Genomic DNA, 12,838 nt, shown 5'->3' with positions numbered 1-12,838 from the left:
ACCGCGCCGTCCGCTGAGCTGTTGCCCGACACGTCCAGGCACTTACCCGACTGCGGATTCCGCACCGAACCGTCCGACTGCGCCTGCCAGTTCTGGTTCGCGCCACCGTGGCAGCTCCACAACTGCACCTTCGCGCCGTTGGCCGTGCTGGAGCCGCTGATGTCCAGGCACTTGCCCAACGCCCTGATCGTCGACCCCGGCGTCACCGTCCACTGCTGCGAAGCCGCACCGGTACACGACCAGATCTGCACCTGCGTCCCATCAGCCGAGCTACCGTTGCGCAGGTCCAGACACTTACCGCCGATCCCCACGATCGGCCCCGTGCCGGGCGTCGGCGTCGGGCCGCCCAGCTCCTTGATCCGGATGTTGCGGAACGACACGTCGTCGCCCGTACCGTGGTTCTGGATCCCGATGTGGCCCGCGAGCGATCGGGCGGGGTCGGTGTTGGTGAACTCGTTGATCTTCGCTCCGTTCAGGAAGACCTGGAGCCGCTCCCCCTCGACCAGCAGCTCGAAGGTGTTCCACTCCCCCGGCGGGTTGAGCGCCGCGTCCCGCGCGGCGGTATCCGGCGCCTTGACGGCGTAGATCGACCCGGTGGTGCGGTCGGGCGCGTCGGTGGCGTCGATCTGCACCTCGTAACCGTTGGTCATCGCCGAGTTGGGATCGTTCGACGGTGGGAAGCCGATGAAGACGCCGGAGTTGTCGTCGCCGAGCATCCTCCAGTCCAGCTTGAGCGAGTAGCTGGTGAACTGCCGCGCGCTGTACCAGAGCAGGCCAAGGCCACCGTACGAGCTGAGGGTGGCGTCGGAGTTGGTGAACCCGCCCGGGCCGGCCTGCGACCAGCCCGTGGTCGAGCCGTTGTAGAGGGCCGCGTAGCCGCTCTCCGGCCGGCAGTCGGCCTTGGTCCGGCCGGCCGCGTACCGGATGCCGCCGAGCAGGTGTGCCCGGAACGCCGGCTCGGCGTACGACGCCTGGGTGTGCCCACCGCCGGTGTAGAAGGCTCGGCCGCCGGAGTAGGTCTTGCACCAGGCGTGCGGGTGATCGGCGCCCATCGAGCCGCCCGAGTACGACGACTCGTCGAGCGTGGCCAGCACGCGCGCGCCGGCGCGCGGGTTGGTCCGGAAGTTGTACCACTCGTCGGTACGGGTCCAGGTCTGTGGCGCGTGGGCGGTCGCCGCGTGCGCCCGGTCCTCCACCTTGATGTTGGCCTGCTGGATGGCCGGGTGCGAGGCGAAGTAGGCACCCACCAGGCTGCCGTAGAACGGCCAGTTGTACTCGGTGTCCGCGGCCGAGTGGACGCCGACGAAGCCACCACCCGAGCCGATGTAGGACTGGAACGCGGACTGCTGGGTGTCGTTCAGCACGTCGCCGGTGGTGTTGAGGAAGATCACCGCCTCGTAGCGGCTCAGGTTGCCGGTGGTGAAGTGGTTGGCGTCCTCGGTGGCGGTGACGGTGAAGGTGTTCGTCGCGCCGAGGTCGCGGATGGTCTGGATGCCGACGGGGATCGAGTCGTGCCGGAAACCGGCGGTCTTGGAGAACACCAGAACGTCGTACGGCGCGTCCGCGGCCGCCGCGGGACCGGCGGGTACGGTGCAGGCCATGGCGGCCAGTAGCGCCACCGCGCCGCCGAGCAGGGTTCGGGGATGTCTACGCATGTCAGTTGCTCTCTTTCTGATAACGGGACATCAGGGCAGGGTCCACTTCTGGTTGGCGCCACCGTGGCAGCTCCACAGGTGCACCACCGCGCCGTCCGCTGAGCTGTTGCCCGACACGTCCAGGCACTTACCCGACTGCGGATTCCGCACCGAACCGTCCGACTGCGCCTGCCAGTTCTGGTTCGCGCCACCGTGGCAGCTCCACAACTGCACCTTCGCGCCGTTGGCCGTGCTGGAGCCGCTGATGTCCAGGCACTTGCCCAACGCCCTGATCGTCGACCCCGGCGTCACCGTCCACTGCTGCGAAGCCGCACCGGTACACGACCAGATCTGCACCTGCGTCCCATCAGCCGAGCTACCGTTGCGCAGGTCCAGACACTTACCGCCGATCCCCACGATCGGCCCCGTACCCGGCGTCGGCGTCGGGCCACCGGTGTTGAAGGTGAACGCGTCGACGTCGAAGAGGTACCCGGAGCCGCCGGCGAAGGTCAGGTAGAGCGTGGTGGTGCCGGCGGGTGCACCGGACATCGAGCCGGTGACGGTGGTGAAGGTGTCCCACGAGCCGGTCGACGCGACGGCGACGGAACCGAGAATGGTGCCGGTGGGTGAGCCGGCCCGGACCTGCAACGTGCCCCCCGCTCCGCCGGAGGACACCCGCGCGCTGAACGACGCGGCGTTGCTCAGCTTGTACGGCTCGAAGGCGATCCAGTCGCCGTTCTCCACGTTGCCGACGGACTTGCCGCCCTGCGCGGTGGACTTGTCGAAGGTGGCGATCCCGGACGAGTTCGTGTAGTGCTCGGCCTGCCGGTGCTTCGGCTGAAGGATGTGCTGCGTGTGCGTGGTGAGCCCGGCGTTGTCGGTGTACTCGGCGTCGAAGACGGCGAAGATGTTCGCCGCGTCGTCGTGCTCACCGTCGACCGGGATGGTGATCGTGCCGGAGCAGCCGGTCTTCGAGGTGATCTGATGGCCGTGGCTGTCGTGACCCAGGATGTAGGTCATCTTGACCTTGGCGCAGTCGATCGCACCGTCCTCCGGATCGGTCACGGTGATGCTGAACGGCACGGTGTCGCCGAAGGCGAAGAGCTCCCCGGCAGCGGGACTGTTGACGGTCACCGACGGCGCGGTGTTGCCCACCGTGATCCGCACGTTGGCGGTCCCGGTGGCACCCTCCGGGTCACGTACGGTCAAGGTGGCCGTGTAGCTGCCGTTGGTGTTGTACGTCTTCGTCGGGTTGGCGGCGGTGGATGAGGTGCCGTCACCGAAGTTCCACGCGTACGTCAGCGCCCCGCCCTCCGGGTCGGACGAGCCGGCCGAGGAGAAGTTCACGGTCAGCGGCGCCTGGCCGGTCGTCCGGTCCGCGCTGGCCACCGCGGTGGGTGCCCGGTTGCCCGCGCCGACGTAGTCGAACCGGTAGAGCGCGGAGTTCGCGTCCCCGTTGTGGAACCCGGTGCCGTAGTCGAGCACGTAGTACGCCCCGTCCGGGCCGAAGGCCGAGTCGATGATCTGCGTGCCGCGCCACGGGAAGTTGTCGATCACGCCTGGGGAGCCGTCTGCGTTGACGTGGATCGGCTTGATCCAACGCCGGCCGAACTCGGTGGCGAAGAACTGCCCGTCGAACGCCTGGGGAAACTTTGTCGGCGAGTTGAGGTTGGGGTCGTAGCGGTACACCGGCCCGGCCATCGGCGCCTCGGCGCCGCTGCCGAACTCCGGCGGGCTTCCCGCGTCGCCGCCGTACCGGATCCAGGCCGGCTTGGCCGCGGGCAGCGTGCTCAGGCCGGTGTTGCGGAAGGAGTTGTTCGTCGGCCCCCCCGAGCAGTTGTACTTCGGGCCCGCCGTGTTGGTGGCGAAGTTCCACTCGGAGTACGTCTCGGAGTTCGTGTTCGCGCCGGTGCAGTACGGCCAGCCGTAGAAGCCGGGGCCCGGGACGCGGTTGAACTCGACCTGACCCTGCGGACCACGTGCCGAGGTCGCTCCGGCATCCGGCCCGTAGTCGGCGACGTACACGACGCCGGTGGCCTTGTCGACGCTCATCCGGAACGGGTTGCGGAAGCCCATCGCGTAGATCTCCGGCCGGGTCCGGGCCGTTCCGGGCGCGAACATGTTGCCGGCCGGGATCGAGTACGACCCGTCCGCGTTCACCTTGATCCGAAGGATCTTGCCGCGCAGGTCGTTGGTGTTGGCGGCGGTACGCTGCGCGTCGAACGCCGGGTTGCGATTGGTCCGCTCGTCCAGTGGGGAGTACCCGGCTGAGTCGAACGGGTTGGAGTCGTCCCCTGTGGAAAGGTACAGATTGCCCGCCGCGTCGAAGTCGATGTCGCCGCCGGCGTGGCAGCATATTCCTCGGTCGGCCGCCACATCCAGGATGTCCACCCGGCTGGATGCGTTCAGGCTGAAGTCGGCGTTGAGGGTGAACCGGGAGAGCCGGTTGACCCCCTGCCAGGCCGACCAGTTGCTGCCGGTGGCCGGCGCGTCACCGCCCGGGGTGGACAGCGGCGGGGCGTAGTAGAGGTAGATGTGCCGGTTGGTGGCGAACCCCGGGTCGACGCCGATGCCCTGAAGGCCGTCCTCGTCGTGGGTGTAGACCGGGATCGTGCCGATCACCGACGTGTTCCCGTTGGCGTCCGTACGGCGCACCGTTCCGTTGCGCGCGGTGTGCAGGACCGAACGGTCGGGAAGGATGGCCAGCGACATCGGCTCGCCCACCTCGGAAACGCCGCGGGCGAGCTGGACCTGCTGGAAATCGGCGGCGTTGATCGGGTGCGCCGAGGCCGGAGGCGTGGTCGCGAGGGTGGCGACGAGGGTGGCCGCGGCAAGCAGGAGGGCCGAACCCGCGGCCTGCCAGCGCACGGCAACAGTTCTCTCGATTCGGGTGGACATGAAGGTGCAATCCCCTTCCTGAACAGGTGACTGCCAGGCTGGGGCGCGCGCCGACGCGCCGAGGCCGTAGCCGGAGGTGCTGTCGGCCTACCGGGTGCCATGCCCGGAGGGGGCCGCTACCGCCGAGCGGGGGCAACAGCTCGGAGACAGTGCAGGTCGATGGTCACCGCGCCGCCGGAACGCATCGACAACCATGATGGTCGTGCGACGAGAGTAGAGGACTTCCGCCTGACCTGTCCATACTTGCGTCCGAGCCGGCCACACTTTCGCTCAAACATGAGAAAGCCGGTGTCACGGCGTAGCGAGGCACGCGATCCAGAGCGCCGCCACCGTCGTGACCACGCCGCACGTCAGACAACGGAATGCCGGGTGGTCGCCGTCGCGTGAAGTGCCTATTCTTGCGCCTTGCCCCCGGTGATGCGGGACACGACAAGGGCGATGAGGATGATGGCGCCGTTGAGCGCGCCGATCCACTGGGCTGGTACGCCGGCCAGCGTCAGCACATTCTGGATCATGAACAGGAGCAGGATGCCGGTGAAGGCGCCGAACATGCTGCCCTTGCCGCCGTTGAGACTGACGCCACCGATGACCGCAGCGGCGAACACGGTGAAAATGGCGCCGTTTCCCTGCGAGGCCGCCACGGAGGCGAGGCGGCCGGACAGCAACAGCCCACCGAGTGCGGCGAGAGTGCTCGCGCTGACCAGGGCGACCCCCAGGACGCGGTCGGTACGGATACCCGCGGCTCTCGCCGCATCGACATTGCCACCGATGGCGTAGAGCGATCGCCCGAAACTGGTGTAACCGAGCAGAACGATGCCGGCGGCGAACAGTGCCACGCAGATCCAGATCGACGCGGGGATGCCCCACCACACCGCCGTGCCGAGATACATCATCGACTCGGGCAGGGTGAAGAACGTCTGGCCGCCGGAGATGCCGGTGAGCAGGCCGCGCAGGACGATGAGCATGCCCAGCGTCACGATGAAACCATGCAGACCGAACCGGACGATCAGCAGGGCGTTGGCGATGCCGATCAGCGCCCCGACCGCCAGGGTGATCGGAACGGCCCAGCCGCCGGGTACCAGTCCGAGTCCGTGTCCGGCGCCGACGGCGACGGTCATCCAGGCGGCGACGCCCGGGGCCAGGCCGAAGGTGGACTCCAGCGACAGATCCATCTTGCCGGCGACCAGGACGATGGTCTGGGCCAGCACGAGTAGGGCGATCTCCGACATCGTCTGAACGATGTTGATCAGATTGTCGGGCTTCAGGAAGACCGGATTGATGAGCTGGCCCACGATCGCGATGATGATGATGGCCGGCACCAGGGCGAGATCCCGTAACCGAGCGAGGGCGACCCGGCCGGCGATCCGGCGCTGGCCGGGTGTGCCCGCCGTGGCCCCACCCGTCGTGCGTGCTTCCGGTGCAGTCGTGGTCTCAGGCATCGATGGTCAGTCCTTCCATTGCGGCCACGATGTCCTGGTCACGCCAGCCGCTGGGCAGGTCGGCGACGATGCGGCCCTGGAACATCACCAGGACCCGGTCGCACAGTCGCAGGTCGTCGAGTTCGTCAGAGGCGATGACGACAGCGGTCCCGGAGTTGGCGACCTGCCCCACCTTGCCGAGCAGGAACTCCTTGGACCGTACGTCCACCCCCGCGGTGGGAGTGACAAGGACCAGCAGTCGTGGGTCGCTCGCCAGGGCACGGGCCATGACAACCTTCTGCTGGTTGCCGCCGGACAGCCCGGAAACGGGCAGCCCCGGCCCGGGCGTTTTGATCGCCAGGTCGTCGATCGCCGCGGCTGCCACCGCGTCCCGGCGCCGGGTGCTGAGAAAGCCGGCCGGGCCGAGCCGATCGGGAATCGTCAACGTGGCGTTGTCGGCGATCGACATGCCGGCGACGAGTCCTTGGTGGTGGCGGTCCTGCGGGACGAATCCGATGCCGGTGGCCAGGGCCGCGCTGACATCACCGGCGCGTGGCCGGCGGCCGGCGACGGCGATGGTGCCGGCATCGGCGGTGCGCAGCCCCACGATCGTCTCGGCGACCTCGGTCTTGCCGCTCCCGCCTGAGCCGGCGAGGCCCACGATCTCACCGGCGCGCACCTGGAACGACACGTCTTCGAAGGCGCCCGCCGAAGCCAGGGCAGCCACGTCGAGGACCACCCGCGCCGACCCGGCCGGTCCGGTACGCGTACGGGGCGCTTCCAGACTGTTGGCCTCTCCGGTCATCGCGGCGATCAGGTCGCGACGAGGCAGCTCGGCGACCGGTGCGGTGACGATGTGTCGGGCGTCGCGAAACACGGTCACCATGTCGCAGATCTCGTAGACCTCCTGCAGGTGGTGACTGATGAACAGAAAGGTCACCCTCTGCTCCTGCAGGTCACGGATACCGGCGAACAGCCGGGCGATCGCGGCGGCGTCCAGCTGGGCGGTCGGCTCGTCCAGGATGACGAACCGGGCTCCGAACGACAGTGCCCGGGCGATCTCGACGAACTGGCGCTGCTCGACGCCCAGGTCGCCCGCCCTGCTCCGGACGTCCACGTCCACCGACCACGCGGTCAGCAACTCCTGCGCCCGCCGCCGTAGCGAACGCCAGCTGATCAGTCCGCTGCGCCCCCGGTCGTACCGGTTGATCAGCAGGTTCTCCGCCACGGTCAACTCGGGAATGATGGTCGACTTCTGGTAGACGCATGCGACGTGCCGCCGCCACGCGTCGCGATCCGACAACCGCGGTGCCGGTGCACCGGAGAACCGGACCGACCCGGAGTCCGGAGCCTGTAGCCCGGTCAGAATCGACACCAGGGTGGACTTGCCCGCGCCGTTGCGGCCGACCAGCGCGTGCGTCTCGCCGGGGCGCACGGTGATTCCGGCGTCGTGCAGGGCCACCGTGGAGCCGTACCGTTTGGTGATGTTCGCCGCCTCGGCGACCGGCAGATCCAGCGGAGTCTGCCCGTCGCCGGTGAGGGCGGATACGGAGCGCGCCGGACGCTGTCCGCTGCCGCTCATGTGCGTACCATCCTTAAGGCTGGTCAGCCGATGTTGTTGCCCCACAGGGACTTGTCGTCGGGCTTCAGGCTCGGCACGCCGCCGTAGACGCCGCCGTCGAGCGTGACCAGCGGAGCGGACAGCTGGTCTTCGAGGACCCCTGGGCGTACCTCGATGATCGTGCTGTCGTGGTCGGTCGGTCCGGGCTGGAAGGTCTTGCCGTCGATCGCCGCCTTGAGGTAGTACAGCGCGTACCTGGCGTACAGGTCGGCCGGCTGGGATACGGTGGCGTCGATATTGCCGGCGGCGATGTCCTGCAGTTCCTTCGGGATGCCGTCGTTGGAAACCACGAACACGTGCCTGGGGTCGTCCGGCTTGGTCAGCAGACCACGCTGCTTGAGCAGCTGCAGCGTACCGGCCAGCGCGAAGCTGGACTGCATGTAGACGCCCTTGATGTCGGGATGCTCGGTCAACCGGATCTGCAGCTTCTGCGAGGCGACCGCCCCGTCCCAGTTGGTCGCCTCTCCGAACACGGTGATCCCCGGGAAGTTCTTCTTCATACACTCGTTGAACGCCTCGGTGCGGTCGCGGCCGTTGATCGAGGCCAGGTCGCCCTGCAACATGACGACCTTGCCGGTGCCCTTGAGCTTGGTGCCCAGGAACTGGCACGCCTTCTCGCCGTAGGCGCGGTTGTCGGCGCGCACCACCATGAACACGTCACCCTGATCAGGGCGGGTGTCGATGGTCACCACCGGGATCTTCTTCGTGGCCAGGGTCTGCAGCGCCGGGGCGATGGCGGCGGTGTCCTGCGGCGCCATCGCGATGCCCTTGACGCCCTGACTGATGAAGGTCTGCACGTTCGAGGTCAGCTTCGCCACGTCGTTCTGCGAGTTGGTGGTCTTCAGATCGAGCTTGAGTTCCGTGGCGTACTGCGGGGTGTACTTGATGTACGAGTTCCAGAAGTCGGTGTCCGAGCGGGGGTAGTCGACACCCACCACCGGTGCGCCACCACTGGCGGTGGTGTCGGTGCCGGCGCACGCGCTGAGCAGGATCGTGGACACGGCGGCCACCGCCACCACCGCCAGTCTCTTACGTTTCATCACAGCTCCTATCGGAGAACAGGCTCGGATCACGGCTCGGCGGACACCCACTGCGGGCCGTCCGGATAGCGGTACGCGGCGATCGACGCCGGGTGCATCCGGGCCCCCAGACCCGGAGCGGTCGGTGCCACGTAGTGACCATCACGGATCACGACCGGGTCGACGAAGTGTTGGTGCAGGTGGTCGACGTACTCGATCACGCGCCCCTCGGTGGTACCGGAAACCGCGACGTAGTCGAACATCGCCAGGTGCTGCACCATCTCGCACAGGCCCACGCCGCCGGCGTGCGGACAGACCGGCACCCCGTACTTGGCGGCCAGCAGCAGGATCGCGACGTTCTCGGTCACCCCCGCGACCCGGCTGGCGTCCATCTGCAGGATGTCGATGGCACCGGCCTGCAGTAGTTGTTTGAACATCACCTGGTTGTGGCAGTGCTCACCGGTCGCGACCTTGATCGGTGCCACCGCCTCGCGGATCGCGGCGTGGCCGAGCACATCGTCCGGTGACGTCGGTTCCTCGATCCAGTACGGGTGGTACGGCGCCAACGGCTCCAGTGAGGCGATCGCCTGATCGACTCCCCATGCCTGGTTGGCGTCGATGGCGATGCGGACGTCCGGTCCCACCGCCTCACGTGCCAACCGCAGCCGTCGTACGTCGGCGTCCGGGTCTGCGCCCACCTTCAGCTTGATCAGACCGAATCCGTCCGCCACGGCCTGCTTCGCCAGGCGTACCAACTTCTCGTCGGTGTAGCCCAGCCACCCCGGGGTGGTGGTGTAGGCCGGGTATCCCCGTTCGAGCAGGTGCTGCTGGCGCTGGGCGCGTCCGGGTTCAGCGCGCCGCAGGATCTCCAGCGCCTCCTCACGGGTCAGGGCTTCCCGCAGGTAGCGGAAGTCGACGAGGTCGACCAGCTGCTCCGGCGTCATCGCCGCCAGCAGCCGCCAGACCGGCTTGCCTTCCCTGCGGCCGTACAGGTCCCAGGTCGCGTTCACGATCGCGCCCGCGGCCATGTGGATCGCCCCCTTGTTCGGGCCGAGCCACCGTAGCTGGCTGTCGCCGGTCAGCCGGTCGGAGAACCCGCCGAGATCGGCCAGGATGTCCGCCAGTGGCAGGCCGATCACGAGTGGCGCGAGCGCCTGCACCGCGGCGACCTGGACGTCGTTGCCGCGCCCCACGGTGAATGCCAAGCCGTAGCCTTCCTGGCCAGCGCTGGTGCGGATCGTGACGTAGGCCGCCGAGTAGTCGGGCTCCGGATTCATCGCGTCCGATCCGTCGAGCTCACGCGAGGTCGGGAAGCGGACATCCACCGCCTCGATCGTGCTGATCACCTCAGCCATGACGGCTACCTCTTCCCCACGCCCCGGCCTGTCGGCCACCGCGTCGTAGCTGTTTCCACGCCGCCCGCACGCACCGCCGTCATCCCGACAGCGCTCCCGGCATGGGATGTCTTTTATAGCCTTAGCCAGCCGTCCAGTCCAGACACAGATCGAAGACCTCGCTGCCACAAGGGAATACCCTGATGGCATCGAGGAGCGCAAGCGACCACTCGGCTACTCATGGTTCTCTGACATGGGATCACCCTGCTAGGCTTTCCGGCCACCAGCAACCTCCGTTCTCCTCCCCGACCTCGTGGCCGGGGCTGACCGCCAGAGGCACCGCACCATGTCACTGACCGACAAGGCCATGACGCGCATCCGGGAGCTCATCCAGTCGGGTGAGCTGCCGCCAGGATCGAGACTGCCGCCGGAGCAGCAGCTCGCCGCCGACCTCGGTGTCGGGCGCAACATCATGCGGGAAGCCGTTCGGGCGCTGGTCGCCGCGCGCGTGCTCGAGGTACGGCGCGGCAACGGCACCTTCGTCACCAGCCTGCAGCCGAAGCTGCTGCTGGAAGGCATCGGCGAAGCCGTGGAACTGCTGCAGGGCGACACGATGCTGGAGCTGACCGAGGTACGCCGGCTGTTCGAACCCGTCGCCACCGCGCTGGCCGCCACTCGCGTCACCCCGCGGCAGCTCGCCGAGGTCAAGGGGCATCTCGACGCCATGCGCGCGGCGGCGGACGACGTGGAACTGCTCAACCAGCACGACGCCGCGTTCCACCGCGCGGTCATCGCCGCCACCGGCAACGAAACGCTCTCGACGGTACTCGAGGGCATATCCAGTCGAACGCTGCGCGCTCGGGTGTGGCGAGGATTGGTCGACGCCGACGCCGCGGGACAGACGCTCCGCGAACACGAGGCGATCTACGCCGCGCTGGTCGCCGGCGACGCCATCCTGGCCCAGGCCGCGGCACTGATGCACATCACCACGACCGAGACGTGGCTCCGGGCGCACCTACGCGACGACGAGCCGGCAACGCGGCCGATCTGACGAGCGACGCCTGGCACAGCGTCGCTCAGCGAACAACACTCCCGAATAGAGGTCTCTCATGCGTTCAGCGCTGTATGCCGGCGACGCGACGATCGTGGTCGAGGACCGGCCCCCCGTCACCCCTGGGCCCGGGCAGGTGCAGATCGAGGTCGCGTACACCGGCATCTGCGGCACCGACCTGCACATCCTGCACGGTGCCATGGACCAGCGCGTCCAGACACCGCAGACGATCGGTCACGAGATGTCCGGCCGGGTCGCCGCCCTCGGCCCCGGCGTCGATGATCTGACCGTCGGCCAACCGGTCACGGTCATGCCGCTGGACTGGTGCGGCACCTGCCCCGCCTGCCAGGCCGGACACCGCCACATCTGCCACCGGCTCAACTTCATCGGCATCGACTCGGCCGGCTCGATGCAACAACGCTGGACCGTGCCGGCAGGCGTCGTGGTACCCCTGCCGCCAGAGCTGCCGCTCACCCACGGCGCGTTGGTCGAGCCCACGGCGGTCGCGGTACACGACGTACGCCGCGCCGAACTGCGGTCCGGCCAGAAGGCTGTCGTGATCGGCGGTGGACCGGTCGGCGTGCTGATCGCCCTGGTCTCCCGGTCGGTCGGGGCGCAGGTGACCATCCTCGAACTCGACCCGCACCGACGCGCCGTCGCCCAGGCTCTGGGGCTACGCACGCTCGACCCGGCGCACGACGACATCGCCGCCGAGGTCGACGCGTGGACCGAAGGCGCCGGCGCCGCGGTCGCCTTCGAGGTCTCCGGCTCGGCCGCCGGCGTCGACACGGCCGTCGAGGTGCTCGCCGTACGCGGTCGGCTGGTCGTCGTCGGCATCCACAACCAACCACGGCAGGTCGACCTGTTCCGGTTCTTCTGGCGGGAACTGACCATGGTCGGCGCCCGGGTCTACGACCGGGGTGACTACGACACCGCCATCGACCTGCTCAGCCACGGCAAGGTGCCGGCCGAGGCCCTCATCTCCCGCATCGAACCGCTCGACAACGCCGCCGCCGCGTTCACCGCCCTACGCGCCGGCGGCGACGTCATGAAGGTCCTCATCGACTGCCAGGAGGCCACCGCGTGAATCCCTTCGACCTCACCGGACGACTCGCCGTCGTCACCGGCGCCCGGCGCGGCATCGGGCTCGCCATGGCCGACGCCCTCGCCGCCGCCGGAGCCGACATCATCGCCGTCAGCGCACACCTCGAAGCCACCGGCAGCGAGGTCGAGAAGCGGGTGCGCGGCCACGGCCGCGCCTTCATCGGATACCAGGTCGACCTCGCCGACCGCGACGCCCTGGTCGCGCTCGCCGATCGGCTCGAACACGACGGCCGCCCCGTCGACATCCTGGTCAACAACGCCGGCATCATCAAACGCACCCCTGCGGCCCACCACTCCGACCAGGACTGGGACGAGGTGATCGCGGTGAACCTGTCCGCCCAGTTCGTCCTCAGCCGGGAGATCGGCCGGCGCATGGTCGAACGCGGCCACGGCAAAATCGTCTTCACCGCGTCGCTGCTCAGCTTCCAGGGCGGCATCAACGTTCCCGGCTACACCGCCGCCAAGTCCGGCCTCGTCGGGCTCACCCGGGCGCTGGCCAACGAGTGGGCCGGCCGTGGTGTCAACGTCAACGCCATCGCCCCCGGCTACATCGCCACCGACAACACCCAGGCGCTACGCGACGACGCGGCCCGCAACGCCGCGATCCTCGACCGCATCCCCGCCGGCCGCTGGGGCCGCCCCGACGACCTCGCCGGAGCCGTCGTCTTCCTTGCCTCGCCGGCGTCCGACTACGTCAACGGAGCCGTGATCCCCGTCGATGGAGGCTGGCTCGGGCGATAAGGCTCTGTCCGGTTGAGG

9 protein-coding genes are annotated in these 12,838 nt (G+C 68.6%); 3 read left to right on the top strand and 6 right to left on the bottom strand.

All coding sequences use genetic code 11. The annotated features are described in order from the left end of the window. The 6 genes from E1182_RS24065 to E1182_RS24040 form a co-directional block, all read right to left on the bottom strand. The coding region (locus E1182_RS24065; RefSeq protein ID WP_132269253.1) for a ThuA domain-containing protein at positions 1–1,655 on the bottom strand (1,655 nt) is incomplete at its 3' end. A gap of 30 nt (positions 1,656–1,685) precedes the next feature. Further along, positions 1,686–4,532: a carbohydrate-binding protein gene (locus E1182_RS24060; protein WP_132269251.1), complete on the bottom strand. Its 2,847-nt coding sequence runs from the start codon at positions 4,530–4,532 to the stop codon at positions 1,686–1,688. 392 nt (positions 4,533–4,924) lie between these two features. Further along, positions 4,925–5,851 carry an ABC transporter permease gene (locus tag E1182_RS24055; protein ID WP_243706390.1) on the bottom strand — a complete coding sequence of 309 codons (927 nt, stop codon included), beginning with the start codon at positions 5,849–5,851 and terminating at the stop codon, positions 4,925–4,927. Between the two features lie 112 nt (positions 5,852–5,963). Next, positions 5,964–7,532 (bottom strand): sugar ABC transporter ATP-binding protein, encoded by a 1,569-nt coding sequence (locus E1182_RS24050; RefSeq protein WP_132269245.1) that lies wholly within the window; start codon positions 7,530–7,532, stop codon positions 5,964–5,966. A gap of 23 nt (positions 7,533–7,555) precedes the next feature. Beyond that, positions 7,556–8,611, bottom strand: a complete 1,056-nt coding sequence (locus E1182_RS24045) for a sugar ABC transporter substrate-binding protein (RefSeq protein WP_132269243.1) — start codon at positions 8,609–8,611, stop codon at positions 7,556–7,558. Between the two features lie 29 nt (positions 8,612–8,640). Further along, the gene (locus tag E1182_RS24040; RefSeq protein ID WP_132269240.1) at positions 8,641–9,945 is read right to left on the bottom strand and encodes an enolase C-terminal domain-like protein; all 1,305 of its coding nucleotides are present in this window, start codon (positions 9,943–9,945) and stop codon (positions 8,641–8,643) included. Positions 9,946–10,270: 325 nt separating this feature from the next. Between E1182_RS24040 and E1182_RS24035 the strand changes: the two genes are divergently transcribed. From E1182_RS24035 to kduD, 3 genes are read left to right on the top strand one after another with little or no spacing between them, the layout of a single operon-like run. After that, positions 10,271–10,975, top strand: a complete 705-nt coding sequence (locus E1182_RS24035; RefSeq protein ID WP_132269237.1) for a FadR/GntR family transcriptional regulator — start codon at positions 10,271–10,273, stop codon at positions 10,973–10,975. Between the two features lie 58 nt (positions 10,976–11,033). Beyond that, on the top strand, positions 11,034–12,062 hold the full coding sequence (locus tag E1182_RS24030; RefSeq protein WP_132269234.1) for a zinc-binding dehydrogenase: 1,029 nt from the start codon (positions 11,034–11,036) through the stop codon (positions 12,060–12,062). Next, on the top strand, positions 12,059–12,820 hold the full coding sequence (kduD, locus tag E1182_RS24025) for a 2-dehydro-3-deoxy-D-gluconate 5-dehydrogenase KduD (RefSeq protein ID WP_132269232.1): 762 nt from the start codon (positions 12,059–12,061) through the stop codon (positions 12,818–12,820). Before E1182_RS24030 ends, kduD begins: the two co-directional genes overlap by 4 nt. The last annotated feature ends 18 nt before the right edge of the window (positions 12,821–12,838 follow it).

Origin of the sequence: Micromonospora sp. KC721 (assembly GCF_004348355.1) — a bacterium.
GTDB lineage: Bacteria > Actinomycetota > Actinomycetes > Mycobacteriales > Micromonosporaceae > Micromonospora.
This window is presented reverse-complemented; position numbering and strand designations above follow the sequence as displayed.